Source organism: Salinarimonas chemoclinalis, from assembly GCF_041514305.1.
Lineage (GTDB): Bacteria > Pseudomonadota > Alphaproteobacteria > Rhizobiales > Beijerinckiaceae > Salinarimonas > Salinarimonas chemoclinalis.
Genome location: NZ_JBGMWH010000005.1, coordinates 1 through 26,831 on the forward strand (window position 1 = coordinate 1; position 26,831 = coordinate 26,831).

Here is a 26,831-nt window from a genome sequence, read left to right on the forward strand (position 1 = left end):
GCGGCCGTCGTCCTCCCCTCCGGGGAGGTGGCGGGTCGCGGCCTGCATCGGCGCTGCCGGTGGGCGGGCGCGGATATCGTCCTCGCGGGCGTGACGCTTGACCGGGCGCGCCGGCGCGCGCGACACCCCTCGCCTGTCCGGGCATCGCGCCCGAAACCCCGAACGCCCGAGGAGAGCGAGCATGGACACGCGCAACGTCGATCCGGTGTGGGATCTCGTGGAGGCCAAGCGCGAGGACTTCGAGAACCTCGCCGACCGCATCTTCGACGCCCCCGAGATCGCCTACACGGAGCGCCGCGCCGTGGCCGAGCACACGGCGATGCTGCGCACCCAGGGCTTCCGCGTCGGCGAGAACGCGGCCGGCATCCCCACCGCCGTCGTCGGCGAGTGGGGCGCGGGCGGGCCCGTGATCGCCATCCTGGGCGAGTACGACGCGCTTCCCGCACTCAGCCAGCAGGCGGGCGTCGCCACCCACGCACCCGTCGAGGAGGGCGGCCACGGCCACGGCTGCGGCCACAACCTGCTCGGCGCCGCCGCCATCCTCGCCGCCACCGCCGTGCGCGACTGGCTGGAGGCGGAGGGCATCCCCGGCCGCGTGCGCTACTACGGCTGCCCGGCGGAGGAGGGCGGCGCGGCCAAGACCTACATGGTCCGCGACGGGCTCTTCGCCGACGTCGATGCCGCGATCTCCTGGCATCCCTACTCGCACACCGGCGTCGACCCGGCGCGCTCGCTCGCCAACACGCGCATCGACTTCACCTTCCACGGCAAGGCCGCCCACGCCGCCGGCGCGCCCGAGCTCGGCCGCAGCGCGCTCGACGCGGTGGAGCTGATGAACGTCGGCGTCAACTACCTGCGCGAGCACATGCCGGACGACGCGCGGGTCCACTACGCCTATCTCGACGCCGGCGGCATCGCGCCGAACGTCGTGCCCGCGCGCGCCACCGTGCGCCAGCTGATCCGCGCGCGCGACCTCGCCGGGCTCGCCGATCTCGTCGAGCGGGTGCGCGCAGTCGCCGACGGCGCGGCGCTGATGACCGGCACGCGGGTGGAGAGCCGCGTCCACTCCGCCGTCTCGAACCTCGTCGGCAACCGGCCGCTGGAGGAGGCGCTGCAGCGCGTCCTCGAGGGGCTCGGCCCGGTGCCCTTCGACGCCGCCGACCGCGCCTTCGCCGCCGAGATCCGCCGCACGCTCTCTCCCGGCGACATCGCCGCCGCCTGGCGCGACATGGGGATCGATCCCGCGCTGGTGACGGACGCGCAGAACGAGGCGCCGCTGTGCGACTTCGTGCTGCCGCTCGACCGCCCCTTCCTCGGCGGGATGGGCTCGACGGACGTGGGCGACGTCAGCTGGGCGGTGCCGACCGTGCAGGCGCGGGTGGCCACCTGCGCCATCGGCACGCCGCTCCACACCTGGCAGATGACGGCACAGGGCAAGGCACCGGCGGCGCACGAGGGCATGGCCCACGCCGCCAAGGCGATGGCGGGCCTCGCCCGGCTGCTCATGCGCGACGAGGGGCTGCGCCGGGACGCCGCCGCCGCGCACGCGGCGCGGCTGGCGCGCACGCCCTATTCCTGCCCGATCCCGCCGGAGGTTCGCCCGCCCGTCCAGGCGGGGTGAGGCGCGCGGGCACGGGTCACAGGCGCCCGAGCGCCTCCGCCACCACCGCCTTCAGCGCCAGCCCCTCCACGGGCACGAAGGCGATGTCGCGGGTGCCGAGGTAGGCCTCCTGGTTCGTCGCCGTCCAGCCGTTGACGGCGACGCGGTAACGGGCCCCCGGATCGACGGCGATCTCGGCCGCGTGGACGAAGTCGCCCGTGCGGGCGTCGAGGCTCGCCGCCCGGTGCTGGTTCGCCCGCGCGAGCATCGCGGCGAGCGTCGCGCCGTCGACCTCGGCGACGCGGATGTCGCCGTCGAAGCGCACGAAGGCGTCGAAGTCGTAGGCGGTGAGCGGCCCGGCGGCGAGGGGTGCGCCGAAGGTCGTGTGGCCGAGGAAGGCCACGTCCGCCTCCGCGGCCGCACGCACCGCCTCGGTGGCGAGGAGGATGCTCTCGGGGAGGTCGCGGGCGCGGTCGAGATCGGCGATCACCACGCGGTCGGCCTCCGTGAGGTGCTCGGCGAGGATCGCGTCGATGGCCGCCGCGAGGTCCGGATCGGCGTCGTCGGCGACGCCGACCGCGTGATGCGCCAGGTCGATGCGCGGGTCCGCCCCCTCTGCGAAGCCGATCCCCACCACGGCGAGCTCCGCGCCCCAGGACCCGGTGTGGACGTAGCGCGTCGCGCCGGCCGCATGCTCGAAGCTCAGGTGGTCGTGGCCGCCCACGAGCAGCGTGCCGTCGGCGAGCCCCGGCAGGATCGCCTTGTCGGCGACGACGCCGGCGTGGCTGAGCACGACCGTCGCGTCCGCCCCGGCGGAGAGCGGCGCGAGCGCGGCCTCGGCATGGTCCACCGGATCGACGAGCACGAGCGTGTCGCGCACGGGCTGGCGGTAGACGAACGGATTGTCGGTCGCGAGCCCGACGACGGCGAGCCGGCGCCCGCCGAGCGCGAGCCGCTGGACGGCGGGCGCGAACAAGCGCCCGGTGCGCGCGTCGATCAGGTTCGAGACGAGGGCGACGCCGCGGGCCGCCGCCTCCGGCGGCAGCGAGGCCATGTCGTCGAGGATCGCGGTCTCGTGGTTGCCGAGGTTGAGCACGACGGGCGCCTCGCGGGCGAGCGCCTCCAGGAACATCCAGTCGGCGGCCGCGCGCGAGCGCAGGGCCGCCACGTTGCCGCGCTCGAACACGTCGCCGTTGATCAGGATCGCCATCGGCCGCCCCGGGTTCGCCGCCGCGATCGCGCGCACCGCGGAGAGGATCGCCGGCAGGCGGCGGTAGGGGCTGTGCAGGTCCGACATCACGATCAGCAGGACGTCTCCCGCCACCGACGGCGCGGCGCGCGCGCCCCTGGGCAGCGCGGCGGCCAGCGGCAGGACGGCGGCGGCCTGGAGCACGTGGCGGCGGGAGATGGTGCAGGCGACGGGGCGCATCGGTCGGTTCCTCCTCGACGAAGACCGCGGCTCGCGACGGCGCGAGCCGCCGGGCTCTAGCGCGCCCGGGCGACGGCAGCGTGACGCGCATCCCTCTTGAACGCCACGCCGGCGCTTCCCATCTCGGAAACGTGCCGGCCAGACGGCGGCACATCGACCCGGTCCGGCCCCAGCGGCGGACCGAACGGCGAAACCCAGCATGTCGCTTCAGCGAGAGGATATGCCATGCGTCACTTCGATCTCTCCCCCCTCTATCGCAACACGGTCGGCTTCGACCGCCTGTTCTCCACGCTCGACCAGCTCGCCGGCGTCGACGGCGCGCAGGGCTACCCGCCCTACAACATCGAGCGCAGCGCCGAGAACACCTACCGCATCAGCGTCGCGGTCGCCGGCTTCACCGAGGACGACCTCGCCATCGAGGTGAAGGAGCACACGCTCTCCGTGCGCGGCAAGAAGGCCGAGGACGAGCGTCCCGCCCAGTTCCTGCACCAGGGCATCGCCGCGCGCGCGTTCGAGCGCCGCTTCCAGCTCGCCGACGGCGTGCAGGTGACGGGCGCCAGCCTCGAGAACGGGCTCCTGCACATCGACCTCGTGCGCGAGATCCCCGAGTCGAAGAAGCCCCGCCTGATCCCGATCGCGGCCACCGACAAGGCCCCGCGCACGCTGGAGGCCAACGCCGCCTGAGCGGGCTCGCCCGATCGGCTTTCGTTCGACGCCCTCCGCGCCCTGCGCGGGGGGCGTCTTCGCGTCTGAGCCGGCTCAGCTCCGGTACAGGTCGGCCCAGCGCTCCCTGAGCGCCGCCTTCTGCACCTTGCCCATCGTGTTGCGCGGCAGCTCCGGCACCACGAGAACGCGCTTGGGCTGCTTGTAGCGGGCGAGCCGGTCGGCGAGCGCAGCGAGCACGCCCGCCTCGTCCACCGCCGCGCCCGGCTCGGCCACCACCACCGCCGTCACCCCTTCGCCGAAATCCGGATGGGGCACGCCGAAGACCGCGCTCTCGACGACGCCCGGCAGCGCGTCGATCTCCGTCTCGACCTCCTTGGGGTAGACGTTGTAGCCGCCGGTGATCACGAGGTCCTTGCCGCGCCCGACGATGTGGACGTAGCCGCGCGCGTCCACCTTCCCGAGGTCGCCGGTGACGAAGAACCCGTCCTCGCGGAACTCGGCCTTGGTCTTCTCCGGATTGCGCCAGTAGCCGACGAAGACGTTGGGCCCGCGCACCTCGATCATGCCGATCTCCCCATCGGGCAGGCGCGCGCCGCTCTCCGGGTCGACGACCCGCAGGTCCACGCCCGGCAGCGGAAAGCCGACCGTGCCCGGCACGCGATCCCCCTCGTAGGGGTTCGACGTGTTCATGTTGGTCTCGGTCATGCCGTAGCGCTCGAGGATCGCGTGGCCGGTGCGGGCCGAGAAGGCCTGGTGCGTCTCGGCGAGCAGCGGCGCCGAGCCGGAGACGAACAGGCGCATGTGCGCCGTCGCCTCCCGCGTCAGCCCGGGATGCTGGATGAGGCGCACGTAGAAGGTCGGCACCCCCATCATGGTCGTCGCCCGCGGCATCAGCCGCATCACCTCGTCCGCGTCGAACCGGGGCAGGAAGAGCATGGAGGCGCCCGCGAGCAGGATCGTGTTCGTCGCGGTGAACAGGCCGTGCGTGTGGAAGGTCGGGAGCGCGTGGAGCAGCACGTCGTCCGCCCCGAAGCGCCAGATCTCCTTCAGCGTCCGGCCGTTCGAGGCGAGGTTCTCGTGGGTGAGCATCGCCCCTTTCGAGCGCCCGGTCGTGCCCGAGGTGTAGAGGATCGCCGCGAGATCGTCCGGCCCGCGCGTCGCGTCCGCGAAGGCGGGCGAGGCGCCGTCGGCGGCCGCGCGCAGCGAGCCCGCGCCCTCGGCGTCCAGCGTCTCGACGGCGCCGACGCCGCGCGCGGTGGCGAGCGGCGCCAGCGTCTCGCGCGCCTTCGGATCGCAGACGAGGAGGGCTGGCTCGGCGTCCTCGACGAAGTAGGCGAGTTCGGCGGGCGTATAGGCGGTGTTGAGCGGCAGGAAGACCGCGCCGGCGCGCAGGCAGCCGAGCAGCAGGAGGATCACCTCCGGGCTCTTCTCGACCTGCACCGCCACCCGGTCGCCCTCGCCCACGCCGAGCGCCCGCAGCGCGTTGGCGAAGCGCCCGGCCTCTTCGAAGGCCTCGGCATAGCCGATCCGCCGCCCCGCCGGCGTCTCGATGAAGATCCGGCTCGGATCCGCGATGCCCCCGCGGATCTCCTCGTAGAGATGTGCGCTCATCCGACCGTCGTCCCCCCGATCCTCGCCCGGTGCGACCCCGGGTCTCACGCCTCGTCGAGCCCGGCGATCGCCCGGGCGAAGTCCTTCGCGGCGAAGGGCTCCAGATCCTCGACGCCCTCGCCCACGCCGATGAAGTGGACGGGCAGCCCGAAGCGCTCGGCGAGCGCCACCAGGATGCCGCCGCGGGCGGTGCCGTCGAGCTTCGTCATCACGAGCCCGGTGACGCCCGCGGCCTTCTGGAACAGCTCGACCTGCGAGAGCGCGTTCTGCCCCACCGTCGCGTCGAGCACGAGGAGCGCCGCGTGGGGCGCGCTCGGGTCGACCTTGCGCATCACGCGCACGATCTTCTCGAGCTCGGACATCAGCCCGGCCTTGTTCTGCAGCCGCCCGGCGGTGTCGACGAGGAGCACGTCGGTGCCCGCGCGCCGCGCCTCGGTCAGCGCGTCGAAGGCGAGGCCGGCGGCGTCCGCGCCCTGCTCGCGGGCGACAACCGTCGCGCCGGTGCGCTCGCCCCAGACCTTGAGCTGCTCGATCGCGGCGGCGCGGAACGTGTCGCCCGCGGCCATGGTGACGGAGAGCTTCTGCGCGCGGAACTTGGCCGCGAGCTTGCCGATCGTCGTCGTCTTGCCCGCGCCATTGACGCCGACCATGAGGATGACGAAGGGCTTTCGCGCCCGGTCGATCTCGAGCGGGCGCGCCACCGGCGCGAGCGAGCGCTCGACCTCGGTGGCGAGCACGCGCTTGACCTCCTCGGGCGGGATCTCCTTGTCGTAACGGCCCTTGGCGACGGCCTCGGTGATGCGCGTCGCCGCCGGCACGCCGAGATCCGCCTGGATGAGGATGTCCTCGAGGTCCTCGAGCGTGGTGGCGTCGAGCTTGCGCTTGGTGAACAGGCTCGTGATCGCGCCCCCCATGGAGGAGGAGGTGCGCGCGAGCCCTTGCGTCAGGCGGCTCCACCAGGAGGCCTTCGGAGCGGCGGCGGGAGAGGGCGGCGGAGCGGGCGCGGGTTCCGGCTCGACGAGGGCCTCGGGCGTCGTCTGCTCGGGCGCCGGCGTGCCGGTGGGGCCGGGCTGCGTCTCGGGCTCCTCCGCGATCGCGGCCTCGCGGGCCTCGTCGCCCTCGGGCTCGATCGGCTGGAGGTCGGCGCCCGCGAGCTCGGGCGGCACCGCCGTAACCGCGTCGGGCGAGGGCTCGGTGACGGTGGAGGCGGCGTCCGGTGCCGCCTCCTCGCGCGACGTCTCGCCGCTCGGCGCCTCGTCCGCCTTGCGCCCGAACAGCCGCGAGAAGAAGCCGCGTTTCTCGGTCCCGTCAGCCATGCCTCGGCGCCTCCCGCATTCGCGCTTGCCGTCTCGCGTCGTCCGCTCTAGCGGATTTCGCATGAGATCCGAAGAGATAGTGTCGCGCATCCTGCATCGCGACGGCCTCATGCTCGTCCTCGACAAGCCCGCCGGGCTGCCCGTCCATCCGGGTCCGGGCGGCGGGGAGACGCTCGCACGGCACCTCGACGCGCTGCGCTTCGGCCTGAAGTGGCGCCCCGAGCTCGCCCATAGGCTCGACCGCGACACGTCCGGCTGCCTCGTGCTCGGCCGCCACCCCAAGGCGCTGCGCAGTCTCGCGGATCTGTTCGCGACCGGCCGGGTGGAGAAGACCTACCTCGCCCTCGTCGCGCCCGCGCCCGCCACGGCGCAGGACGCCTTCACGATCGACCTCCCCCTGGCTCCGGTCGCGCCGGACACGCCCTGGCGGATGAAGGCGTCGCCCGACGGACAGGAGGCACTGACGCGGGTGCGCGTCCTCGCCCGGGCGCCGGACGGCTCGCGTGCGCTCCTGGCGCTGGAGCCGATCACGGGGCGCACGCACCAGCTGCGCGTCCACTGCGCCGCCTCCGGCTTCCCGATCGTGGGGGACGCGATCTACGGGGGCGCGCCGCGCGGCGCGGCGCTCCACCTCCACGCCTGGCGCATCGCCGTGCCGCTGTCGCGCGCGAAGCCGCCGGTGCGGGTCGCGGCGCCGGTGCCGGAGCCGCTGGCGCGCGCCGCCGCGGCGCTCGGCTACGATCTCGGCGCCACGGAGCCATCCGGCACCGCAGGCGTTTGAAAATTGAATGCCGCGGAAAATACAGGCAGCCGGGTGCGGTTGGACCCGATATTGCATAGCTCCGGGAACCTGACTACATCGTGTGCGTTGTTCATCCACCGTTCATGGAGGGACCGATCATGCACTTCTTCAGAATGCCCAACCGCGACCTGATGCCGATCGTGAGCCTGTCCTTCGTGTTCGCAGCCGTCGGGCTGAGCGCCGTCCTCGCCCTGCTGGCCATGCCCGGTCCCGAGTTGAGCCTCGTCGCGCTCAGGCCGTGACGCGTGTTCGCTGCCCGTTTCGCGGGCAGATGATCACGCATTTTCCGCAGTCGATCTTTCCCGGGGAGGCGGCGCGAACCGCCTCTCTTCTTTTGCCCGACCTCACCCGTGCGCCGCGCGCAGCGCCTGGTCCAGGTCCGCGTGGAGGTCGTCCACGTCCTCGCAGCCCACCGACAGCCGCAGCAGGTCCGGCGGGCAGGGCGTGTCCGGGCCCTCGATCGAGGCGCGGTGCTCGATCAGGCTCTCGACGCCGCCGAGCGAGGTCGCCCGCGTCCACAGCCGCACCCCGGCCGCGGTGGCGATCGCCGCCCGCTCGCCGCCGGCGACGCGGATCGAGAGCATGAAGCCGAAACCGTTCTCCATCTGCCGGCGCGCGATCTCGTGCCCCGGGTGGCCGGGCAGGCCCGGGTAGAGCACGGCGGCGACCCGCGGGTGCGCCGACAGCCGCTCGGCCAGCACCATCGCCGAGGACGCCTGAGCGGCGGCGCGCAGGTGGAAGGTGCGCATGCCGCGCATCAGGAGATAGGCCTCGAACGGCCCCAGGATGCCGCCCTCGCCCTTGCGGATCGTCACGAGCCGCTGCCGGAAGGCGTCGTTCTCCCGCATCGCGAGCGCCCCCGCCACCACGTCCGAATGGCCGTTGAGGATCTTCGTCGCCGCGTGCATGACGACGTCGGCGCCGAGCGCGAGCGGGCGCGTGTGGAAGGGCGAGGCGCAGGTCGAATCGACCCCGAGCCGCGCCCCCGCCCCGTGCGCGATCTCGGCGGCGGCGGCGATGTCGGTGAGCGTCCAGAGCGGGTTCGCCGGCGTCTCGATCCACACGAGCTTCGTCTTCCCGGGCCGCACGGCGGCGCGCAGGGCTTCGAGGTCCGCGGTCTCGACGAGCGTCACCTCGAGCCCGCCGCGGCGCCCTTCCGTCAGCAGCCACTGCCGCAGCGCCCAGTACATCACGGCGGGCGCCACGACGTGGTCGCCCGGGTCGAGCGCGCGGAAGACGGCGGTGGCCGCCGCCATGCCGGAGCCGAACAGCAGCGCGCCGGCGGACGCCTCCTCCAGCATGGCGATCACGTCCTCGGCCTCGCGTACCGTGGCGTTGTCCGGGCGGCCGTAGACGAAGCCGGAGGAATAGCCGTTGTCGGGGTCGCGCAGGTAGGTCGTGGCGACGTGGATCGGCGGCACCACGGCCTTCGTCACCGGATCGACCCGCCCCATCGCCTGGACGGCGAGGCTGCGCTTGGACAGGCTGGGCTTGGAGAACGGACGGTCGTGGCTGGAATTGTCGGTCATGCGGGGCTCCAGGCTGGGCTCCCGTTCAAGCAGAGCCGGCACGCGGGGGCAAGCGGGCGGCCCGCGTCCGCCCGCCAACCCCCTCAGCCGAGGGGCGCACAGGCGCGGGCGAGCCAGCCGCGCGTCGTCTCGTCGACCAGCGGCGCCAGCGTCTCCAGGACGCGGGCGTGGTAGGCGTCGATCCAGGCGATCTCGCCCGCGTCGAGCAGCGCGCGGTCGACGAGGTCGCGCGCGTAGGGCGCGAGCGTCAGCGTCTCGAAGCCGCGCATCTCCCGCTCGGCGCCGGGGATCTCCCGGCGCTCGACGAGGATCAGGTTCTCGATGCGGATGCCGTAGGCGCCCGTGCGGTAGTAGCCCGGCTCGTTGGAGAGGATCATGCCCGGCTCGAGCGGCGTCGTCCCGGTCTTGGCGATGCGCTGCGGCCCCTCGTGCACCGAGAGGAAGCTGCCCACGCCGTGGCCGGTGCCGTGGTCGAAATCGAGCCCCGCCCGCCACAGCGGCGCCCGCGCGAAGCCGTCGATCTGCGCGCCCGTCGCACCCTTGGGGAAGACCGCACGGGAGACCGCGAGGTGGCCCTGGAGCACGCGGGTGTAGCGGTCGCGCATCTCGGGCGTCGGCTCGCCGACGGGCAGCGTGCGGGTGATGTCCGTCGTGCCGTCGCGGTACTGCGCGCCCGAATCGATCAGGAACAGCTCCCCCGCCGCCAGCGCCCGGTTGGTGGCGCGGCTGACGCGGTAGTGCACGATGGCGCCGTTCGGCCCGGCTCCCGCGATCGAGGGGAAGGAGACGTCGACGAGCGCGCCGGTCTCCTCCCGGCAGGCTTCCAGCTTCTCCACCACGTCGATCTCGGTGAGCCCGCCGGGCGCGGTCGCCGCGAACCAGGCGAGGAAGCGGGCGACCGCGGCGCCGTCGCGCACGTGCGCGGCGCGGGCACCGACGATCTCGGCATCGGTCTTGATCGCCTTCATCCGCCCGATCGGGTCGACGCCGACGTCCGGTTCGGCGCCGGCGGCACGCACGACGTCGGACAGCGCCCGGGCCGCGGTGTCGCGGTCGACGCGAATGCGCGCGCCGCGCCGGGCGATCTCGGCCAGGGTCGGCGCGAGCGCGTCGGGCGCGCGGAAGGCGGCGACGTCGCCGACGGCGTCGCCCGCCTCGTTCGTCACCTTGTCGGGATCGAGGAAGAGCGTGGCCGGGCCCTCCCGCGGCACCAGCGCGTAGCCGAGCGGCAGCGGCGTGTGGGCGACGTCGCCGCCGCGCAGATTGAACAGCCAGGCGAGCGCGTGCGGATCGGAGATCAGGAGCGCATCGAGCTTCTCCGCGGCCAGCGCCTCGCGCACCCGCGCGATCTTCTCGCCCCGCGAGAGGCCCGCGTATTCCTCGGGATGCGGTCTCACGGGCGCCTTCGGCGGCGCCGGGCGGTCCTCCCAGATCACGTCGATCGGGTTCGGCGAGAGCCGCTCGAGCCGCCCGCCCGCGGCCTTCGCGGCGCGCTCCAGCCGCGCCACCGCGTCCGCCGTATGGAGCCAGGGGTCGTACCCGAGGACGGCGCCCTCGGCCAGGTTCGCCTCGACCCACCGCGCGGCCGACGTCTCGCCGCTGTCGACGACCGTGATCACCCCCGTGTCCGTCTGCGCCGGCGCCTGCAGCGTGTAGCGCCCGTCGACGAACAGCGCCGCGCGATCGGCGAGGATCACCGCCGCGCCGGCGGAGCCGGTGAAGCCGGTGAGCCAGGCGAGCCGCTCGGCGCTCGGCGGCACGTACTCGGATTGGTGCTCGTCCGAGCGCGGCACGACGAAACCGTCGATGCCGCGGCGGGCGAGTTCGGCGCGCAGCGCGGCGACACGCGGGGCGGTGCGGGCAGGATCGGCGAGGTCGTCGAAGGTCTGGAAGCGGCTCATGGCCAAGGGGTACGCGCAAGCGGGCGCACGTGCAACGGGAGCCGCGGCGGCGGCGTCGGGGAGCCGCCTCGACTGCCCACGAACCATGCAGAAAATGGGCACCTCGGCTCACATCTCGAGCGAGGCCTGCGTGAGACGCATGACGGCTCCCGTGCCTACGGCGTAGCTAGGACAGCGTCACTGACCTATATTGCGTCGCAACAAGGAAACGCTCGGGCCGTCCCACAGCCGAGATCCACGATCGGAGACCGCACCATGGCCTATGCCCTCGATACCTTCCGCGGCGCCGCCCGCGACACCGCCGCTCCCGCCGGCGAGACCGCCCGCCCCGGCCTGTTCACGCGCATCCTGCGCCGCATGCAGGCCGCGCAGATGGAGCGCGTGCGCCGGGAGCTGCGCCTCTACGCGCCGCATCTCGAGGCGCGCATGGAGAACGAGGGCGTGCGTACCGCCGGCCTCGCCGACGACGCCCGCCTGCCCTTCGTGCGCTGATCAGCGACCCACTGGCCTCGCGGCCGCGCCGCCCCGCTTCAGGGTGAGCGCGGCCCAGCCCTCGAGGTCGCGCCGCTTCGCGAGCGCGAAGCCTTGCGCGCGATAGGCCGAGAGCACGCCCGGCACGTCGCGCGCGAGCAGGCCCGACAGGACCAGCGTCCCGCCCGGCGCCGCGACGCGCGCCAGATCCGGCGCGAGGCGCTTCAAGGGCCGCGCCAGGATGTTGGCGAAGACGAGATCGAAATGCCGGGTCCGCGCGGCCGAGCCCGAGCGGATGCCCGGGCCTACGTAGAGGTCGAGCCAGGGCGCCACGCCGTTCGCCCGCGCGTTGTCGCGCGCCACCGCGATCGCCACCGGATCGATGTCCCCCGCCACCACGCGCCGCCGCACCGCCTTCGCCGCCGCGAAGGCGAGGATGCCCGTGCCGGTGCCGACGTCGAGCACCCGCGCCGGCCGCCGACGCTTGAGCTCGTCGACGAGCGCCAGGAGGCAGCCGCGCGTCGTGCCATGATGCCCCGTGCCGAAGGCGAGCGCCGCCTCGATCTCGATGGCGAGATCGTTCGCCGCGCGCGTGTGCCGGTCGTGCGATCCGTGCACGAGGAAGCGCCCGGCGCGCACGGGCTTCAACCCCTCCAGCGACGCCGCCACCCAGTCCTTCTGCGCGATCGCCTCGAACACCGCCCGATCGGCCTCCGTGCCGATCACCGGCCGGATCATGGCGCGCACCGCGTCCTCGTCCGGCGGCGAGGCGAAGTAGGCCTCGAGCAGCCAGGTCCTGCCGTCCTCGGCCTCGAAGGCGGCGACCGCCGTCTCGGCGGGGTCGAACATCTCGCCGATCACGTCGGTCGTGGCACGCGCGGCGCGCTCGCTGGTGGCGAGGCGCATGACGTGGGTCGGGCGGTTGGGGTGCAGGCCTTCGAGCATGGGCAGGGCTCCTAGCACTCCCGACGCCCGGTGCAAAGGAGATCAACGCCCGCGCCGCGGCGGCTCCGGCGTCAGCACCAGCCGCCCCGCCGCGAGCGTCGCGAGCGCGCCGCCGAGCGTCTCGCGGAACGGCGCGCCGGCCGCGATCGCCGGGGCGAGGCGGCTCCAGAAGGCCTCGAGCCGGGAGAGCCTGTCGTAGCCCGCGGCGCCCCCCGCCTCCCGAAGCGCCCGCGACAGGACGCGCAGCGCGATCTCCTCGGGCTCGGCCATGAGGCCGGGGGCGTCGAGCGCGAGCGGAGCCTCCCCGATCGCGAGCCGCGCGAAGGCGGCGGCGCTCTGCGCCTCGAGCGCGTCCTCGGCCCGCGCCGCGCGCGCCGCGAGCCGGGCGAGGCGCGCGGGGCCGAGGCCTTCCGCCGCCAGGAGCGGCGCGATCCGCCGCAGCCGGGCGCGGGCGAAGCGCGGGGCCGCGTTCGACGGGTCCTCGACGAAGTCCCACGCGCGCGCGACGCAGGTGGCGACGAGGCGGGCCTTGGGCAGGTCGAGGAAGGGCCGCGCCAGCACGAGCCCGTCGAGGTCGGCGCGTGGACGCATCCCCGCGAGGCCGGCGGGGCCGGAGCCGGCGCACAGCCGCATGAGCACGGTCTCGGCCTGGTCGTCGCGGTGATGCGCGGTGAGGATCGCGCCGGCGCGGGCCGCGTGGGCCGCCTCCGCGAGAAGGGCGTAGCGCGCGGCGCGCGCGGCGTCCTGGAGGCCTCGGGCCGGCTTCTCGCCCGACCAGGCGCGGATCTCGTGGGGAAGCCCGGCCTCGTCGGCCCAGTCTGCGACGCGCAGCGCCTCGTCGGCCGAGCCGGGGCGCAGGGCGTGATCGACCGTGACGACGCGGGCGGGGGTGCCGGTCTCGCGGGCGAGCGGGGCTGCCAGGCGCATGAGCGCGACCGAATCGGGGCCGCCGGAGACGGCGAGGATCAGCCCGGTGTCGCGGAAATCACGGAAGAGCGGCGTCAGACGGCTCCGCGCCTCGGCATCGGCGAGGGGAGCGTCGTCCGGCACGGCCATCGCGGGCGAAGGCTCAGCCGCAGGAGGCGCGGCGGCGCTCGCGCTCCACGGCCTCGCGCACGGGCATGGAGGCGTCGTCGTAGCGGCGCGTCAGCTCCGCGAAGGTGGCGCAGGCCTGCTCGCGGGCGCCGAGCTCGACGAGCGAGGTGCCGAGCTTGAGCATCGCGTCGGGCGCCTTGGGCGAGTCGGCGTGCTCGGTCGAGACCTTGAGGAACTGCTCCGCCGCCTCCCGGTGGCGGCCGCGCTGGGCGTAGGTCTCGCCGAGCCAGAAGGTGGCGTCCGGAACGAGCGCGTCGCGCGGGTGGGACTGGAGGTATTGCCGAAAGCCCATCTCGGCGCGCTCGTACTGGCGCTGCAGCAGGTAGGCGTAGGCGGAATCGTAGTCGAAGCGCGGGTCCTCCGAGCCGGTGGCGGCGATGGACGGACCGGCGCGCTCCACAGACGGCAGCGGCGCCTCGCCGCGCAGGATCGCGGCGATGTCGAGCGGCGCGCCGCCGCCCTCCGGCGGGGGCGCCTCGGCGGCGCCGAGCGGCGCCGAGGGCGTCGTGGTGCCGAGCGGCTGCGGCGCTCCCGGCGCCGAGGGGCTCGTGCCCGGGTCGAAGGCGTCGGAGCGCTGGCCGGGCGCGGCCGAGGGCGCTCCGGACGGCGCCGAGGCCGGCGGCGGCAGGGCGGAGGCGGGGCCGCCCATCTCCTGGAAGCGGAAGTCGACGTCCTCCTGGAAGCGCTGGAGCTGCTCGCGCAGCTGGCGATTCTGGAACGTCAGCTCCTCCACCTGCCCGGAGAGGCGGCGCACCTCCTCCTCGAGCTGGTTGAGGCGCACGACGACCTCCGTCGCGCTCTGGGCACGCACGGGCGCGGTGCCCGCGAGGAGGGCCGCGAACGGGACGGCGAAGGCGAGCGCGACGAGCGCGAGCGCCGGAGCGAGCACGCGATGGGAACGGGGAAGGAGCATGGAGCGCGGTACCGATCGAAGCGGGGGAACCTCCCGATACCACAGTCGCCCCGGGCGGCCAAAATATGGCGCGTGGAGGCGCCGTCCGGGCGGGCAGGCGCCGCCGCTCAGGCCGGCGCGCCACCCTCGCCGCGGGCCTGCTGCTCGGCCTCGACCGCCGCCGCCAGGATGGCGAGCGCGACGCCCTCCGCCGCCGCCTTCACGTCGGCGAGGGACGGGAAGCTCGGGGCGATGCGCAGGTTCTCGTCGCGCGGGTCGGTGCCGCCTGGCCAGGTCGAGCCCGCCGGCGTCATGGCGATGCCGAGCGCCTTGGCGGTGGCGACGACCGTCCTGGCCGTGCCCGGGCGCACATCCACCGAGACGAAGTAGCCGCCCCGCGGGCGCGCCCAGCGCGCGGCGCCGGTGCCCGCGAGACGCGCCTCGAGCGCCGCCTCCACCGCCGCGAACTTCGGCGCGAGCAGCGCGCGGTGCCGGTCCATGTGCGCGGCGAGACCGGCCGCGTCGCCGAAGAAGCGCACGTGGCGCAGCTGGGCGAGCTTGTTGGGGCCGATCGTGCGCAGGCTCGCCTTGGCGAGGTACCAGGCGACGTTGGCGGGCGAGGACCCGAAGAAGGAGAGGCCCGCGCCGGCGAAGGTCACCTTCGAGGTCGAGGCGAAGACGAAGGCACGGTCCGGGTTTCCCGCGGCCGCGCAGGCGTCGAGCACGTTCGCGAGCGTGTCGCCCTCCTCCACGAGGTCGTGGACGGTGTAGGCGTTGTCCCAGAACAGGCGGAAGTCCGGCGCCGCGGTCTTCATCGCCGCCAGCGCCTCGACCACCCGCGGCGCATAGGTCTCGCCGGTGGGGTTGGAGTACTTCGGCACGCACCACATGCCCTTGACCGACGGGTCCTCGACGGCGCGCGCAACCGCGTCGACGTCCGGCCCCTCGCCCGTGAGCGGCACGGGGATCATCCGCACGCCGTAGCCTTCGGTGATGGCGAAGTGGCGGTCGTAGCCCGGCACCGGGCACAGGAAGGCGATGCCCCCCGCCTCGCGCGACCAGGGACCCGCGCCGCCGGGCGCCCCGTGCAGCAGCGCCCAGACCAGGCAATCGTGCATCATCGCGAGCGACGCGTTCTCGCCGACCACGACCTGCTCGGGGGGCGCGCCCACCATGCCGGCGAAGAGCCGGCGGGCCTCGACGATGCCCTGCAGGCCGCCGTAGTTGCGCGCGTCCTCGCCGGCCTCGGTGTGGTAGTCGCCGTTGCCGGGCAGCGCCAGCATGGCGTTGGCGAGGTCGAGCTGCTCGGGCGCGGGCTTGCCGCGGGTCATGTCGAGCTTCAGCCCCTTCGCCCGGAACGCCTCGATGTCGCGCGCGACGTCGGCGGCGAGCGCCCGCAGGGCGTCTGTGGTGAGTTCGGCGAGAGCGGGCACGGGCGGCCTCCGGACGGCTGTGGATCGCCGGAGGTTAAGGAGCCGGGCGGCTGCGCTGTCAAGCGGCGAGGACGCGCGACGCGTTACGCCGCCGTCCCCTCCCGCGGGTCACGCGGGGCCTCGAACTGGCCGCGCTTGCGGAAGCGCTTGAGGTAGGCCGGGACGATCGCCTCGACCGCCGTCGGCGCGATGCCGATCCCCTCGAGCGTGCGGCCTTCGGCCTTCGCCGCCTCGGACACGACGTTGTCGGAGGCGAGCATCTTCAGCTGGTCGCGGGTGAGCACGATCTCGTCGGGAAGGAGGCCGAGCGTGACCTTGTCGAGCGTCTCGGTGAGCCCCGCCTGGAAGCGCGCGAGCTTGTCGGGCAGCGTCAGGATCGGGCGGCGGCGCTCGGTGTAGCGCAGCACGAGCTCCACCACCTCGCGGAAGGTGAAGACCTCCGGCCCGCCGAGCTCGTAGACCTTTCCGCCGGCGACCGTCCCGTCCATCACGCGGGCGATCGCCTCGGCGACGTCGGCGACGTAGACCGGCTGGAAACGGGTGCCCGCGGCGGCGATCGGCATCACCGGGAGCGCGCGCGCGAGCACGGCGAAGCGGGTGAAGAAACCGTCGCCCGGCCCGAACACGATCGAGGGGCGCAGCACCACCGCGTCGGGCAGCGCCTCGAGCACCCGCGCCTCGCCCTCCGCCTTGGTGCGGCCGTAGCGGGACGCGCTCTCGGGATCGGCGCCGATGGCGGAGACGTGGGCGAGCGGCGCGCCGACCTCGGCCGCGGCCCGCGCGACGGCGGCGGCGCCCTCCGTCTGCACGGCGGAGAAGGTCTGCTTGCCGCCCTCCTGGAGGATGCCGACGAGGTTGATCGCCCCGTCCGCGTTCTTCATCGCGGCGCGCACCGACTCGGGGAAGCGCAGGTTCGCCTGCACAGGCATGATCTGCCCGACGGTGCCGAGCGGCTGGAGGTGGTAGGCGAGATCCGGGCGGCGCACGGCGACGCGCACGCGGTAGCCGCGCCGCGCCAGGATCTGGCAGACGTACCGGCCGAGGAAGCCGGATCCGCCGAAGACGGTGATCAGTTTCGCGCTCGGCCAGCCTGCCGCCTGCATGGTCCCTCACCCCTCGCTCACGATGCGGGGGATCTCTAGAGCGTTCCGCAGCGCTGGGGAAGGGCGCGCGGTGAATTTGCCGCGCCCGGCGCGGGCTTTCCGGCTTCCGAATCCGTGCGCGTCAATCGCGCCGCGGAATCTGCGGCACGCCGTGGCGGCCGCGGTCGGCGACGCGCACCGGGATCGGCCGCAGCATGCGATCCTCGTCGCGATGCCCACCGCCCCCGCCGCCGGAGCCGCCCTCGTGGTCGTCGTCCTCCCAGGGCAGCAGCATCACCGCGGTGGCGATGGCCGCGCCGCCGCAGGTGACGGCGAGCCCGAAGGCGAGGAGGATCACGGCGACGAAGCCGTTGGGATCGGTGAGCGCGAGGGTCGCCACGCCGCGGAAGTCGACCGCGACGAGCACGGCGGCGATCGCCATGCCGAAGCCGATCCCCAGGAACCCGTTCGTCACGAACAGGCGGATCAGCGGCTGCTTCATCAGGGCACGCATGGCGGCCCTCCTTCTCGAGCAAGAGCGCGTCTATGGAAGAGTACGCATCCGAGGCCATTCTGGATCCGTCCCCGTTACGGATTTCCTGCATCTCCCTGGTAGACGCGGCGGAACGTCGCCGGGGACGCCATTCTCGCGGATGCGAGAAGGCGGCGAGAAAGACGATTGACGGCGCCCGCGGACCTGCTATGAAGCCCCCCACCGCGCGAGCGGGCCCAGGTGGCGGAATTGGTAGACGCGCTGGTTTCAGGTACCAGTGGTTAACAGCCGTGGAGGTTCGAGTCCTCTCCTGGGCACCAAGCACCGGCAATGCCGTTGTGCGTCGAGCTCCCGGATCCGGATTTAATTCTCGATGCCGCACCGTGCTGCGCACGGATGTTCTATTCTCTTGCCGTGCCCGCTTCCGCGCGCAGCGAGGGCGTCGAGTACTGCCGAGCGCTCCATTCCCAGGCGGCAGGACGACGGGCCGCCGGCTCGACCCTTCCGGCGAAATTCGACGCAATCGCCGTCTTCGGTTCGAGGTTGCCGCCGTTCTCGCCGAAGAGTAGCATACCCTCACCAGTACGGGAGAGGGTGCCGCGTGACTCCGGACGAGTTGGACCGGCTCCGGGCGGCGTCCCGCGATGTCGTCGCCCGCGCTCGCCGACATGCCCATCCGGGCCTCGCCATCGAGGCCATCGGCTTCCGCGCCAGGGCGGCCGCGAGGAAGTGGCCGATGACGGACCGGAAGGTCGACTGGGACTGGACCCGAATCACGAAGCGGACGGAGGTTCGGCGCATCGACGCCGCGTTCTGGGTCGACGAGACTCTCTGCGGCTTGGCGTACGGAAAGATCACGACGCACGGGCCGGCGCTCACTCGATTGGAGGGCGCCCCTGGCGAGCACGTCCTGAAAGGGCACATCACCGATCTGGCGATCGCTGTTCTCGAGACTCTGGCTGCGGCCTTGGGATCGACGCGGACGATGCTGGAGGACCCGGACCCGGATCTGATTGCCTGGTACGGCCTTCGCGGCTACCTGCCTGTGGCGGACCCGGAGCTTTCGCGCTATCTTGCGAAGGAGAGAGCCGCGAGATGACCGAGATGACGAAGAGAGCGACGACGGGCACGATTCGACGGGCGTCCATCAAGACCCGCACGTCCCGGGCGGGGCACGTGCTCACGTATGCCGTCGCCGTGGCTCCCTCGGGCAAGGTTCGCCTTCGCAAGCCACGGGGTGCGACGGGCTCCGCCGACTTCGAGGCCGCGTTGGCACGCCTGGACGCGCTTCCCGCGGACTTCCTCGACTGGATGGACGACGTCCCGGCATGGCCGCTGGACGGGCCCGAGGTGCTGGGCGGCCGACGGTAGAGCGCTCCCCCCTCACCCCTCCCCCATCAACCGATCCCTGATCGCCTTGTACCCCTCCACCGCGTGCACGGCCGGGCTGCCGTCCGCCTTCGGGCTCGTGTAGACGAGCGTGCCCTTGGCGTGGGGGTGGGGCTCGACGCGGACGATGTGGGCGATGTTGATCAGCACCTTGGGCTTCTGGACGGTCTCGACGGTCAGCTCGATGAAGGGCATGGGCGGGCTCGGGGCTCCTGGCGGCGGGGGACGCGCAGGAGGCTAGCGGGGGCGCCTTGACGATTCCCTGACGCCCCCCACCCCGAGCCACGCCCGCGCACCCCGGCCCCTCAGAGCGCCGCCTCGAACAGCCCCCGCACGTTCTGTGCCGTGAGCGTGACCGGGTTGCCGCCGCAGGACGGGTCGTCGAGCGCCATGGCGACCATCTCGTCGATCCGGTCCGCGGTGACCCCGAGGTCGGACAGGCGCCGGGGGATGCCGAAGCGGTCGTTGAAGGCCTGGACGAAGGCGCGGAAGCCCTCGTACCCGCCCTCGATGCCGAGATAGGGCGCCGCACGGTCGAAGCGCGCGCGGATCGCCGGCGCGTTGAGGTCGAGCACGGCGGGCATGCAGACCGCGTTCGTCGTGCCGTGGTGCGTATTGAACAGCGCGCCCACGGGGTGGCTCATGGCGTGGATGGCGCCGAGCCCCTTCTGGAAGGCCACCGCGCCCATGGCGGCGGCCGACATCATGTTGGCGCGCGCCTCGATGTCGCCGGGCGTATCGTAGGCGCGCGGCAGGTTCTCGATCACGAGCCGCATGCCCTCGAGCGCGATGCCCTGGCTCATAGGGTGGTAGAAGGGGCTCGAGAAGGCCTCGACGCAATGGGCGAAGGCGTCGAGCCCGGTGCCCGCGGTGATGGCCTCGGGCATGCCCACCGTCAGCTCCGGGTCGGCGATGACGACGGAGGGGAGCACCTTCGGGTGGAAGATGATCTTCTTCACGTGGGTCCGCGAGTTGGTGATCACGCTCGCGCGCCCCACCTCCGAGCCGGTGCCCGCCGTCGTCGGCACGGCGACGATGGGGGCGATGCCGGCGGCGTCGGCGCGGGTCCACCAGTCGCCGATGTCCTCGAAATCCCAGATCGGCCGGGTCTGGCCCGACATGAAAGCGACCATCTTGGCGAGATCGAGCCCCGAGCCGCCGCCGAAGGCGACGACGCCGTCGTGCCCGCCGGCCCGGTAGGCCTCGAGCCCGGCCCCGAGGTTGATCTCGTTGGGGTTCGGGTCGACCTCGGCGAAGAGCGCGCGGCCCAGCCCCGCCTCCTCCAGGATCGCGAGCGCGCGGGCGGTGATCTCCATGGACGCCAGCCCGCGATCGGTGACGAGCAGCGGCTTGCCGATCCCCGCCGCGCGGCAGGCGTCCGGCAATTCCGCGATGCGGCCGGCGCCGAAGCGGATGGCGGTGGGGTAGGACCAGGTGGCGCGGGGACCGGCGGGCGGGCTCATGAGCGAACCTTCTTGAGGTGGTACGATTTCGGGCGGGTGAGGGCGTGGTAGCCGAGCACGGACAACCCCGCGCCGCGGCCGGTGTCCTTGCAGCCGGTCCAGCAGAGCGCCGGGTCGAGGTAGTCGGCGCGGTTCATGAACACGGTGCCCGTCTCGACCCGGTCGCCGACGCGCATCGCACGCTCCGGATCGGCCGTCCAGAGGCTCGCGGTGAGGCCGAAGCGGCTGTCGTTCATGAGCCGGATCGCTTCCGCGTCGTCGGCCACGGGCATGATGCCGACGACCGGGCCGAAGCTCTCCTCGCGCATCACGGCCATGTCGTGGGTGACGTTCGTGAGCACCTGCGGCGTCAGGTACGCGCCGCCGTCGTCGGCGGGGTCCTTGGGCAGGTGGGCCGTCGCGCCGGCCGCGACGGCTTCGTCGATCTGCTCGCGCACGAGCTTGGCGAAGCGCACGTGCGCCATGGGGCCGAGCGTCGTCTGCGGGTCGAGCGGATCGCCGAGGCGCTGTCCGCTCGCCCACGCCACCGCCTTCTCGACGAAGGCGTCGTAGAGGCTCTGGTGGACGTAGATGCGCTCGATCCCGCAGCAGCATTGCCCGGAATTGAACATCGCGCCGTCCATCAGCCCGTCGACGGCCGCGTCGAGATCGGCGTCGTCCATGACGTAGCCGGGGTCCTTGCCGCCGAGCTCGGTGGCCACCGGGACGAAGGTGCCCGCTGCCGCCCGCTCCATCGCCTGGCCGCCCGGGACGGAGCCCGTGAAGTTGACGAAGTCGACCGCGCGTGCGGCGATGAGCCCGCTCGTCGCGTCGTGGTCGAGGAAGACGTTCTGGAACACGTCCTGCGGCACCCCGGCCGAGTGGAAGGCCTTCGCCATGCGCTCGCCGACGAGCAGCGTCTGCGTGGCGTGCTTGAGCAGCACCGTGTTGCCGGCGATCAGCGCCGGTGCGACGGTGTTGATCGCCGTCATGTACGGGTAGTTCCACGGCGCCACCACGAGGACGACGCCCCAGGGCAGCCGGCGGATGTACCGGCGGAAGGCGTCGTCGTCGCTCACGGGGATGTCCGCCAGCGCCTCCTCGGCGATCGCCGCCATGTGCGTGCCACGCTCGGAGAAGCCGCGGAACTCGCCGCCGTAGCGCACCGGCCGGCCCATCATGCGGGCGAGTTCGGGCACCACCTCGTCGTTCATGGCGCCGACGGCGGCGATGCCGGCGAGGACCAGCTCCGCCCGCTCGCGGATCGAGCGCGCCGCCCAGGCCGGCTGCGCCGCGTGGGCGCGCGCGGCGGCGGCGCGGGCGGCGTCCGTGGAGAGAGCCGGGCGCTCGGCGAACACCGATCCGTCGATCGGCGAGATACATCTGAGGATTTGCGTCATGCTCACGCTCTCTCGAAGCCCCGCTCGATCTCCCAGTCGGTGACCGCGCGGTCGAACTCTTCCTGCTCCCACTCGCCGCAGCGGACGTAATGGTCGACGACGGCGTCGCCGAAGGCCTCGCGCAGCATCGTCGAGCCGCGCAAGGTCCCGATGGCGGCGCGCAGCGCGCGGGGGATCTCGACGACGTCGCCGCTCGCGTAGGCGTCGCCCTGGTAGGGCGGCTCCAGGACGAGCCCCTCCTCCATGCCCTTGATGCCCGCGGCGATCATCCCCGCCTGGGCGAGATAGGGATTCATGTCGGAGCCGCCGATACGGCATTCCATGCGCACGCCCCGCGTCCCCTCCCCGCACAATCGGAAACCGGCCGTGCGATTGTCGACCGACCAGACCGCCTTCGTCGGCGCGAATGTGCCCGCGGCGAAGCGCTTGTAGCTGTTCACGTAGGGCGCGAGGAAGATGGTGTAGTCGCGGGCATAGGCGAGGAGCCCCGCAGTGAAGCTGCGCATCGTCTCGGACATGCCGTGCGCGGCCTTGGGGTCGTGGAAGGCGGGCTCGCCGTCCTTCCAGACCGACAGGTGCACGTGGCTCGACGAGCCGACCTTGTTCGCCGCCCATTTGGGCAGGAAGGTCGCCGAGCAGCCGTTCATCCAGGCGATCTCCTTGACGGCATGCTTGGCGATCGTGTGATGGTCGGCGCAGTCGAGCGCGCCGGCATAGCGGATGTTGAGCTCCTGCTGGCCGGTCTCGGCCTCCCCCTTCGAGTTCTCCACCGGCACGCCGGCGCCCACCAGGTGGTTGCGCAGGGGCCGCATGACCGCCTCTTCCTTCGTGGTCTGGAAGAGGTTGTAGTCCTCGTTGTGGCCGTTGAGCGGCACGAGATCGCGGTAGCCGCGCTTCTGGAGGCTGCGGTAGTCGCCCTCGAACAGGAAGAACTCGAGCTCGGTCGCCATCATCGCCTCGAGGCCCATCGCCTCGAGCCGCGCCGCCTGCCGGCGCAGCATCTCGCGCGGGGAATGCGGCACCGGCGCGTGCGTGTGGTGGTCGAGCACGTCGCAGAGCACCAGCGCCGAGCCCGGCAGCCAGGGCATGAGGCGCAGGGTCGAGAGGTCCGGCTGCATCACGTAGTCGCCGTAGCCCTTGGCCCAGCTCGTCGCGGCGTAGCCGTCGGGGGTGGACATCACGAGGTCGGTGGCGAGCAGGTAGTTGCAGCAATGGGTCTCGCGGTGCCCGTGCTCGAGGAAGTTCGCGACGTGATAGCGCTTGCCCATCAGGCGGCCCTGCATGTCCACCATGGCGACGAGCACGGTGTCGATCTCGCCCGAGGCGGCCTTGGCGGCGAGGGTCTCGAGGGTCAGGTTCGCGGGCATGGCGGGCTCCGATGGCGGGCGCGGGAGGGCGGCCCGCGCGGGGCCGCCCTCGTTCTCTTCGAGGCGGGCGGAGGTCAGAACGTGTAGGGCGGGCCCGCCTGGTTGATGATCTCGTTGTACTCTCGGAAGATCGAGACGATCTTGGCGTGCACCTCGCCCTCCTCGGCGATCTCGGTCCAGAACTCCTTGGCCGCGTTCTCGACCTCGGCCCATTCCTCGGCCGGCACGGTGCGGAGCGCGAGCTTGTCGCCGGTCGCCCGCAGCCGCGCCTCGCCGCCCCAGTACCATTGGTTACGGTAGGTATGGCCCGCGTCGATCGCCGACAGGACGAGCCGCTCGAGGTGGTCGGGCAGGTCCGCCCAGCGCCTCTCGTTGACGAAGAAGGAGCCGATCCAGGCGCCGGAGATGTTGTTCGTCAGGAAGTAGTCCGTCACGTCGGCCCAACCGACCGTGTAGTCCTCGGTGATGCCCGACCAGGCCATGCCGTCGAGCTCGCCGGTCTGCACCGCGACCTCGGCGTCCTCGTAGGGGATGTTCACCGGCACGACGCCGAAGCGGCTGAGGAAGCGCCCGGCGGTGGGGAAGGTGTAGAGCCGCAGGCCCTCGAGATCGGCGACGGAGGTGATCTCCTTCGTGGTGTTGAAGTTGCACGGGTCCTGGCCCGCGGCGGAGAGCCACTTCACGCCGACCTTGGCGTATTCCTCGTCCCAGATCTCGGCCAGCCCGTACTGGTCGAACAGCACCGGCACGTCGAGGATGTGCTTCGTGGCGAAGGGAAAGTAGCCGCCGAAGACGCGCAGCGGCGTCGGCGAGGCCATCGAATCGTCGTCGGAATGGACGCCGTCGATCGTGCCGCGCTGGAGCGCCTGGAACAGCTCGCCGGTGGGCACGATCTGGTCGGCGTAGAACAGCTCGATCTCCAGCTCGCCGTTGGCGGCGGCGTTGATGGCGTCGATGATGGGCTTGGTCACGTGCTCGCCGAGCGCGGCGCCGGCATAGGTCTGGAAGCGCCAGCGGATCGGCGACTGGGCGCGCACGATGGCCGGGGCGGCGAGCGTGGCGGGTGCCGCGAGGGCGGCGCTCTTCAGGAATGTGCGTCGTGTGGTCATCTCGGCTTCTCCTCTGGTTCGATTGGCCGGCCGGTTGCCCCGGCTCTGGTCCTTGCGATCACAGACCGTACACCCGAGCGGGGAGCCAGAGCGCGATCTGCGGGAAGATCATCACCAGCGCGAGCGCCAGCATCATGATGAAGACGAAGGGGATGATGGAGCGATAGATGTCCCCGAGCGCGATCTCGGGTGGCGCCATCGCGCGCATCAGGAAGAGATTGTAGCCGAAGGGCGGGGTCATGTAGGCGATCTGGCAGGTGATCGTGTAGAGCACGCCGTACCACACGAGATCGAACCCGAGCGCCGCCACCAGCGGCACGTAGAGCGGCGCGACGATGACGAGCATCGCCGTGTCGTCGAGGAACGTGCCCATCAGGATGAAGCTCAGCTGCATCAGGATGAGGATCACCCACGGGTTGAGCCCCAGCTTGTCGGTGAAGAGGTCGTCGATGGCGCGCACCGCGCCGAGCCCGTCGAACACCGCCCCGAAGGCGAGCGCCGCGGTGATGATCCACATGAACATGCAGGTGATGCCGAGCGTCTGGCGCACGCTCGTTTCGAACACCCTCCACGTCATGCGCCGCTTGGCGACGGCGGCGAGGAAGGCGGCGATGGCGCCCACGGCCGAGCTCTCGACGAGGCTCGTCCAGCCGTTGACGAAGGGCACCATCATGACGGCGAAGATGCCCACCGGCAGGAGCCCGGCGCGCAGCAGCCGCATCTTCTCGGCACGCGTGATCTGCTCGCGCTCCTCGAGCGAGAGCGTGGGGCCGAGCTTCGGGTTCAGGCGGCAGCGGATCGCGATGTAGACGATGAACAGCGCCGCCATCATCAGCCCGGGGATCGCGCCGGCGAGCCACAGCTGCCCCACCGGCTGGCGCGCGATCATCGCATAGAGCACGAGCACGACGGAGGGCGGGACGAGGATGCCGAGCGAGGACCCGGCCTGGATCACCCCCGTCACCATCAGCTTGTCGTAGTTGCGCTTGAGCAGCTCCGGCAGGGCGATCGTCGCGCCGATCGCCATGCCGGCGACGGAGAGCCCGTTCATCGCCGAGATCAGCACCATGAGCCCGATCGTGCCCATGGCGAGACCGCCGGGCATGCCGCCGGTCCAGACGTGGAACATCCGGTAGAGGTCGTCGGCGATCTTCGATTCCGACAGGACGTAGCCCATGAACACGAACATCGGCAGCGTCAGCAGCGGGTACCAGCGCATCACCTTGATGATGGCCGAGAAGCCGAGATCGTAGCCGCCGCGGTCGCCCCAGAGCAGGATCGCGGCGATCACCGCCACGAAGCCGATCGCCGCGAAGACGCGCTGGCCCGTGAACAGCATCAGCATCATCGTCGAGAACATCAGGATCGCGATCAGCTCATAGGGCATCGCGAGCCTCCTCGCCCTTCTGCTCCTTGCTCGTCCGCTCCCGGTCCTGGTGGCGCGGCGGCTCGCCGGTGGCGAGGAACAGGACGTCCTTGGCCAGCTCGCTCAGCGCCTGGAGCAGCATCAGCGTCACGCCGATGCAGATCGTCACCTTGATCGGCCACATGTACGGCCTCCAGGCCGAGGACGAGCGCTCGCCGCCGAAGGAGAAGGAGTAGATCGTGCTCTCGATCCCGCCCCAGAGCAGGACGCCGAGATAGAAGATCAGGAAGCCCACGGTGAGCGCGTCCATCAGCGCCTTGCGCCGGGGCGAGAGCGCGCCGTAGATCAGGTCCATGCGCACGTTCGAGCCCATCTGCATGGCGTAGGGGCCGCCCAGGATGAAGTAGGCGACCATCACGAATTGGGCCATCTCCAGCGTCCACAGGGACGGCACGAAGAAGGTCTTCGAGATGGAGGACCAGAGCAGGATGCCCATCAACGCGAAGAGCCCGAACATGACCACGCGGCCGATGGCCCAGTTGCAGCGGTCGACGACGGCGACGTAGGCGCGCAGCATCCTCATGGCGACGCCCCCGCCGCCTGCGGCGCCACCGCGAGCGCGCGCGCCAGCGTGCCCGCGAGGTGATCGCCCATGCGTGCGGCCGCCGCGTCGCTGGCGATCAGGTCGTTGCGCACCTCGATCATCAAGGACCGCCGTCCCGCACCCTCGCCGTGGCGCGCGAGCGTGTAGGTGACGCCGTCGGCGGCGGCATAGGGCTCGTCGAGCTCCGCGCGATGGATGCCGCGCGCGCGCTCGGCGGCGAGGGCGGCGCGCGCGAGCGCCGGTTCATCGTGGTGGAGGAAGCCGATCTCCACCGCGCGGGAAACGCCGAGATAGACCGGCGTGAAGCTGTGGACCGTGACGAGGTCGATGGCGCGCCCGCAGCGCCGCTCCTGGGTGCGGCAGACGTCGGCGAGCGCGGCGTGGAAGGGCTCGTGCACGCGCTCGAAGCGCAGCCGGCGTGCCGCCTCGTCGAGGCCCCGGTTGCCGGGGACGTCGAAGCGCTCGCTGCGCGCGGGGATGCAGTCGGGTGCCGAGAGCGGGCGGTTGCAGTCGTAGACGAGCCGCGACAGGCCGCCCGACACCAGCGGCGCGTCGAGCCGCTCGGACAGGCGGCGCGCCAGGACGGCGGCGCCGATGTCCCATGCGACGTGGGCGCTCCGCGCCTCGTCGTCGAGGCCGAGCGCGTCGAGCTCCGCGGGGATCGCGCGGGAGGCGTGCTCGCACACGAGGACGAGCGGCGCGGCGCCGGCCGATCCCGTGATCTCCACCGCCGTCCACCCGGACTCCGCCACCCCGCACCCTCCCCTCGCCCCGCGGCCGAAACCCCTTGCCGAGCGCATGTAAAATTCACTACAGGGGTTCGAGGCGTGTCAAGCTTGTTTCTGTAGCAGATCGATCATCATCGATCTGCGCTGAAGCGGAAAGGACA

At 72.5% G+C, this 26,831-nt stretch carries 26 protein-coding genes and 1 tRNA gene; 8 read left to right on the forward strand and 19 right to left on the reverse strand.

Translation table 11 applies throughout. The features are described from left to right. Positions 1 to 181: 181 nt before the first annotated feature. A complete protein-coding gene (locus tag AB9M23_RS10535; protein WP_372424499.1) occupies positions 182 to 1,621 on the forward strand; it encodes an amidohydrolase in 1,440 nt (479 codons plus the stop codon). A 16-nt stretch (positions 1,622 to 1,637) separates the two neighbouring features. Here the strand turns inward: AB9M23_RS10535 and AB9M23_RS10540 are convergent, their stop codons facing one another. Next, complete coding sequence (locus AB9M23_RS10540; protein WP_372424500.1) at positions 1,638 to 3,029, reverse strand: metallophosphoesterase; 1,392 nt, start codon at positions 3,027 to 3,029, stop codon at positions 1,638 to 1,640. A 225-nt stretch (positions 3,030 to 3,254) separates the two neighbouring features. Between AB9M23_RS10540 and AB9M23_RS10545 the strand changes: the two genes are divergently transcribed. Beyond that, the gene (locus AB9M23_RS10545) at positions 3,255 to 3,713 is read left to right on the forward strand and encodes an Hsp20 family protein (RefSeq protein WP_372424501.1); all 459 of its coding nucleotides are present in this window, start codon (positions 3,255 to 3,257) and stop codon (positions 3,711 to 3,713) included. Between the two features lie 75 nt (positions 3,714 to 3,788). Here AB9M23_RS10545 and AB9M23_RS10550 read toward each other — a convergent pair whose 3' ends face one another. Together AB9M23_RS10550 and ftsY are read right to left on the reverse strand one after the other, a co-directional pair. Next, a complete protein-coding gene (locus tag AB9M23_RS10550) occupies positions 3,789 to 5,306 on the reverse strand; it encodes a malonate--CoA ligase (protein ID WP_372424502.1) in 1,518 nt (505 codons plus the stop codon). Between the two features lie 44 nt (positions 5,307 to 5,350). Further along, positions 5,351 to 6,622: a signal recognition particle-docking protein FtsY gene (gene ftsY / locus AB9M23_RS10555; RefSeq protein WP_372424503.1), complete on the reverse strand. Its 1,272-nt coding sequence runs from the start codon at positions 6,620 to 6,622 to the stop codon at positions 5,351 to 5,353. A gap of 61 nt (positions 6,623 to 6,683) precedes the next feature. Between ftsY and AB9M23_RS10560 the strand changes: the two genes are divergently transcribed. Next, positions 6,684 to 7,403 (forward strand): RluA family pseudouridine synthase, encoded by a 720-nt coding sequence (locus tag AB9M23_RS10560; protein WP_372424504.1) that lies wholly within the window; start codon positions 6,684 to 6,686, stop codon positions 7,401 to 7,403. A gap of 119 nt (positions 7,404 to 7,522) precedes the next feature. Next, entirely contained in the window at positions 7,523 to 7,666 is a 144-nt protein-coding gene (locus AB9M23_RS10565; RefSeq protein WP_372424505.1) for a hypothetical protein, read from the forward strand. 102 nt (positions 7,667 to 7,768) lie between these two features. Here the strand turns inward: AB9M23_RS10565 and AB9M23_RS10570 are convergent, their stop codons facing one another. After that, positions 7,769 to 8,953 (reverse strand): trans-sulfuration enzyme family protein, encoded by a 1,185-nt coding sequence (locus tag AB9M23_RS10570; protein WP_372424506.1) that lies wholly within the window; start codon positions 8,951 to 8,953, stop codon positions 7,769 to 7,771. Positions 8,954 to 9,036: 83 nt separating this feature from the next. After that, positions 9,037 to 10,854 (reverse strand): aminopeptidase P family protein, encoded by a 1,818-nt coding sequence (locus AB9M23_RS10575; RefSeq protein WP_372424507.1) that lies wholly within the window; start codon positions 10,852 to 10,854, stop codon positions 9,037 to 9,039. A 255-nt stretch (positions 10,855 to 11,109) separates the two neighbouring features. Here AB9M23_RS10575 and AB9M23_RS10580 point away from each other — a divergent pair, with 255 nt between their 5' ends. Further along, the gene (locus AB9M23_RS10580) at positions 11,110 to 11,346 is read left to right on the forward strand and encodes a hypothetical protein (RefSeq protein WP_372424508.1); all 237 of its coding nucleotides are present in this window, start codon (positions 11,110 to 11,112) and stop codon (positions 11,344 to 11,346) included. On the opposite strand, the gene AB9M23_RS10585 is transcribed toward AB9M23_RS10580, so the two are convergent. From AB9M23_RS10585 to AB9M23_RS10610, 6 genes are all read right to left on the reverse strand, one after another. Continuing rightward, positions 11,347 to 12,270, reverse strand: coding sequence for a 50S ribosomal protein L11 methyltransferase (locus tag AB9M23_RS10585; protein ID WP_372424509.1), 924 nt, complete (start codon positions 12,268 to 12,270; stop codon positions 11,347 to 11,349). A gap of 42 nt (positions 12,271 to 12,312) precedes the next feature. Further along, positions 12,313 to 13,326 carry a tRNA lysidine(34) synthetase TilS gene (gene tilS, locus AB9M23_RS10590; RefSeq protein ID WP_372424510.1) on the reverse strand — a complete coding sequence of 338 codons (1,014 nt, stop codon included), beginning with the start codon at positions 13,324 to 13,326 and terminating at the stop codon, positions 12,313 to 12,315. Between the two features lie 13 nt (positions 13,327 to 13,339). Further along, the gene (gene ybgF / locus AB9M23_RS10595) at positions 13,340 to 14,278 is read right to left on the reverse strand and encodes a tol-pal system protein YbgF (RefSeq protein WP_372424511.1); all 939 of its coding nucleotides are present in this window, start codon (positions 14,276 to 14,278) and stop codon (positions 13,340 to 13,342) included. Between the two features lie 107 nt (positions 14,279 to 14,385). Next, entirely contained in the window at positions 14,386 to 15,690 is a 1,305-nt protein-coding gene (locus AB9M23_RS10600; protein WP_372424512.1) for an aspartate aminotransferase type Ic, read from the reverse strand. 83 nt (positions 15,691 to 15,773) lie between these two features. After that, positions 15,774 to 16,793: a complex I NDUFA9 subunit family protein gene (locus AB9M23_RS10605; RefSeq protein WP_372424513.1), complete on the reverse strand. Its 1,020-nt coding sequence runs from the start codon at positions 16,791 to 16,793 to the stop codon at positions 15,774 to 15,776. A gap of 121 nt (positions 16,794 to 16,914) precedes the next feature. After that, positions 16,915 to 17,286 (reverse strand): hypothetical protein, encoded by a 372-nt coding sequence (locus AB9M23_RS10610; protein WP_372424514.1) that lies wholly within the window; start codon positions 17,284 to 17,286, stop codon positions 16,915 to 16,917. A gap of 213 nt (positions 17,287 to 17,499) precedes the next feature. Between AB9M23_RS10610 and AB9M23_RS10615 the strand changes: the two genes are divergently transcribed. The 3 genes from AB9M23_RS10615 (at position 17,500) to AB9M23_RS10625 (ending at position 18,636) form a co-directional block, all read left to right on the forward strand. Next, a tRNA-Leu gene (locus AB9M23_RS10615) sits at positions 17,500 to 17,585 on the forward strand. A 281-nt stretch (positions 17,586 to 17,866) separates the two neighbouring features. Further along, complete coding sequence (locus AB9M23_RS10620) at positions 17,867 to 18,364, forward strand: hypothetical protein (protein ID WP_372424515.1); 498 nt, start codon at positions 17,867 to 17,869, stop codon at positions 18,362 to 18,364. Then, a complete protein-coding gene (locus AB9M23_RS10625; protein ID WP_372424516.1) occupies positions 18,361 to 18,636 on the forward strand; it encodes a hypothetical protein in 276 nt (91 codons plus the stop codon). Before AB9M23_RS10620 ends, AB9M23_RS10625 begins: the two co-directional genes overlap by 4 nt. A gap of 12 nt (positions 18,637 to 18,648) precedes the next feature. Here AB9M23_RS10625 and AB9M23_RS10630 read toward each other — a convergent pair whose 3' ends face one another. The 8 genes from AB9M23_RS10630 to AB9M23_RS10665 form a co-directional block, all read right to left on the reverse strand. Then, complete coding sequence (locus tag AB9M23_RS10630) at positions 18,649 to 18,849, reverse strand: hypothetical protein (protein ID WP_029029457.1); 201 nt, start codon at positions 18,847 to 18,849, stop codon at positions 18,649 to 18,651. Between the two features lie 110 nt (positions 18,850 to 18,959). Further along, positions 18,960 to 20,117 (reverse strand): iron-containing alcohol dehydrogenase, encoded by a 1,158-nt coding sequence (locus tag AB9M23_RS10635; protein ID WP_372424517.1) that lies wholly within the window; start codon positions 20,115 to 20,117, stop codon positions 18,960 to 18,962. Continuing rightward, positions 20,114 to 21,496: an aldehyde dehydrogenase family protein gene (locus AB9M23_RS10640; protein WP_372424518.1), complete on the reverse strand. Its 1,383-nt coding sequence runs from the start codon at positions 21,494 to 21,496 to the stop codon at positions 20,114 to 20,116. The genes AB9M23_RS10635 and AB9M23_RS10640 overlap by 4 nt, the downstream gene beginning before the upstream one ends. A gap of 2 nt (positions 21,497 to 21,498) precedes the next feature. Continuing rightward, complete coding sequence (locus tag AB9M23_RS10645) at positions 21,499 to 22,863, reverse strand: glutamine synthetase family protein (RefSeq protein WP_372424519.1); 1,365 nt, start codon at positions 22,861 to 22,863, stop codon at positions 21,499 to 21,501. Between the two features lie 74 nt (positions 22,864 to 22,937). After that, positions 22,938 to 23,972: a TRAP transporter substrate-binding protein gene (locus tag AB9M23_RS10650; protein WP_372424520.1), complete on the reverse strand. Its 1,035-nt coding sequence runs from the start codon at positions 23,970 to 23,972 to the stop codon at positions 22,938 to 22,940. A gap of 58 nt (positions 23,973 to 24,030) precedes the next feature. Then, complete coding sequence (locus AB9M23_RS10655) at positions 24,031 to 25,359, reverse strand: TRAP transporter large permease (RefSeq protein WP_372424521.1); 1,329 nt, start codon at positions 25,357 to 25,359, stop codon at positions 24,031 to 24,033. Next, entirely contained in the window at positions 25,349 to 25,921 is a 573-nt protein-coding gene (locus AB9M23_RS10660) for a TRAP transporter small permease subunit (RefSeq protein WP_372424522.1), read from the reverse strand. Before AB9M23_RS10660 ends, AB9M23_RS10655 begins: the two co-directional genes overlap by 11 nt. Then, positions 25,918 to 26,694, reverse strand: a complete 777-nt coding sequence (locus AB9M23_RS10665; RefSeq protein ID WP_372424523.1) for an N-formylglutamate amidohydrolase — start codon at positions 26,692 to 26,694, stop codon at positions 25,918 to 25,920. Before AB9M23_RS10665 ends, AB9M23_RS10660 begins: the two co-directional genes overlap by 4 nt. Between the last annotated feature and the right edge of the window lie 137 nt (positions 26,695 to 26,831).

Excerpts from the sequence above, each read along its gene's own strand:
- AB9M23_RS10545 (WP_372424501.1), top strand. The coding sequence starts at position 3,255 with ATGCGTCACTTCGATCTCTCCCCCCTCTATCGCAACACGGTCGGCTTC.
- AB9M23_RS10605 (WP_372424513.1), bottom strand. The coding sequence starts at position 16,793 with ATGCAGGCGGCAGGCTGGCCGAGCGCGAAACTGATCACCGTCTTCGGC.
- AB9M23_RS10550 (WP_372424502.1), bottom strand. The coding sequence starts at position 5,306 with ATGAGCGCACATCTCTACGAGGAGATCCGCGGGGGCATCGCGGATCCG.
- AB9M23_RS10560 (WP_372424504.1), top strand. The coding sequence starts at position 6,684 with ATGAGATCCGAAGAGATAGTGTCGCGCATCCTGCATCGCGACGGCCTC.
- AB9M23_RS10565 (WP_372424505.1), top strand. The coding sequence starts at position 7,523 with ATGCACTTCTTCAGAATGCCCAACCGCGACCTGATGCCGATCGTGAGC.
- AB9M23_RS10575 (WP_372424507.1), bottom strand. The coding sequence starts at position 10,854 with ATGAGCCGCTTCCAGACCTTCGACGACCTCGCCGATCCTGCCCGCACC.
- AB9M23_RS10645 (WP_372424519.1), bottom strand. The coding sequence starts at position 22,863 with ATGCCCGCGAACCTGACCCTCGAGACCCTCGCCGCCAAGGCCGCCTCG.
- AB9M23_RS10625 (WP_372424516.1), top strand. The coding sequence starts at position 18,361 with ATGACCGAGATGACGAAGAGAGCGACGACGGGCACGATTCGACGGGCG.
- AB9M23_RS10650 (WP_372424520.1), bottom strand. The coding sequence starts at position 23,972 with ATGACCACACGACGCACATTCCTGAAGAGCGCCGCCCTCGCGGCACCC.
- AB9M23_RS10640 (WP_372424518.1), bottom strand. The coding sequence starts at position 21,496 with ATGACGCAAATCCTCAGATGTATCTCGCCGATCGACGGATCGGTGTTC.
- AB9M23_RS10535 (WP_372424499.1), top strand. The coding sequence starts at position 182 with ATGGACACGCGCAACGTCGATCCGGTGTGGGATCTCGTGGAGGCCAAG.
- AB9M23_RS10610 (WP_372424514.1), bottom strand. The coding sequence starts at position 17,286 with ATGCGTGCCCTGATGAAGCAGCCGCTGATCCGCCTGTTCGTGACGAAC.
- AB9M23_RS10655 (WP_372424521.1), bottom strand. The coding sequence starts at position 25,359 with ATGCCCTATGAGCTGATCGCGATCCTGATGTTCTCGACGATGATGCTG.
- AB9M23_RS10585 (WP_372424509.1), bottom strand. The coding sequence starts at position 12,270 with ATGCTCGAAGGCCTGCACCCCAACCGCCCGACCCACGTCATGCGCCTC.
- ybgF (WP_372424511.1), bottom strand. The coding sequence starts at position 14,278 with ATGCTCCTTCCCCGTTCCCATCGCGTGCTCGCTCCGGCGCTCGCGCTC.
- AB9M23_RS10660 (WP_372424522.1), bottom strand. The coding sequence starts at position 25,921 with ATGAGGATGCTGCGCGCCTACGTCGCCGTCGTCGACCGCTGCAACTGG.
- ftsY (WP_372424503.1), bottom strand. The coding sequence starts at position 6,622 with ATGGCTGACGGGACCGAGAAACGCGGCTTCTTCTCGCGGCTGTTCGGG.
- AB9M23_RS10635 (WP_372424517.1), bottom strand. The coding sequence starts at position 20,117 with ATGAGCCCGCCCGCCGGTCCCCGCGCCACCTGGTCCTACCCCACCGCC.
- AB9M23_RS10570 (WP_372424506.1), bottom strand. The coding sequence starts at position 8,953 with ATGACCGACAATTCCAGCCACGACCGTCCGTTCTCCAAGCCCAGCCTG.
- AB9M23_RS10630 (WP_029029457.1), bottom strand. The coding sequence starts at position 18,849 with ATGCCCTTCATCGAGCTGACCGTCGAGACCGTCCAGAAGCCCAAGGTG.
- tilS (WP_372424510.1), bottom strand. The coding sequence starts at position 13,326 with ATGGCCGTGCCGGACGACGCTCCCCTCGCCGATGCCGAGGCGCGGAGC.
- AB9M23_RS10540 (WP_372424500.1), bottom strand. The coding sequence starts at position 3,029 with ATGCGCCCCGTCGCCTGCACCATCTCCCGCCGCCACGTGCTCCAGGCC.
- AB9M23_RS10580 (WP_372424508.1), top strand. The coding sequence starts at position 11,110 with ATGGCCTATGCCCTCGATACCTTCCGCGGCGCCGCCCGCGACACCGCC.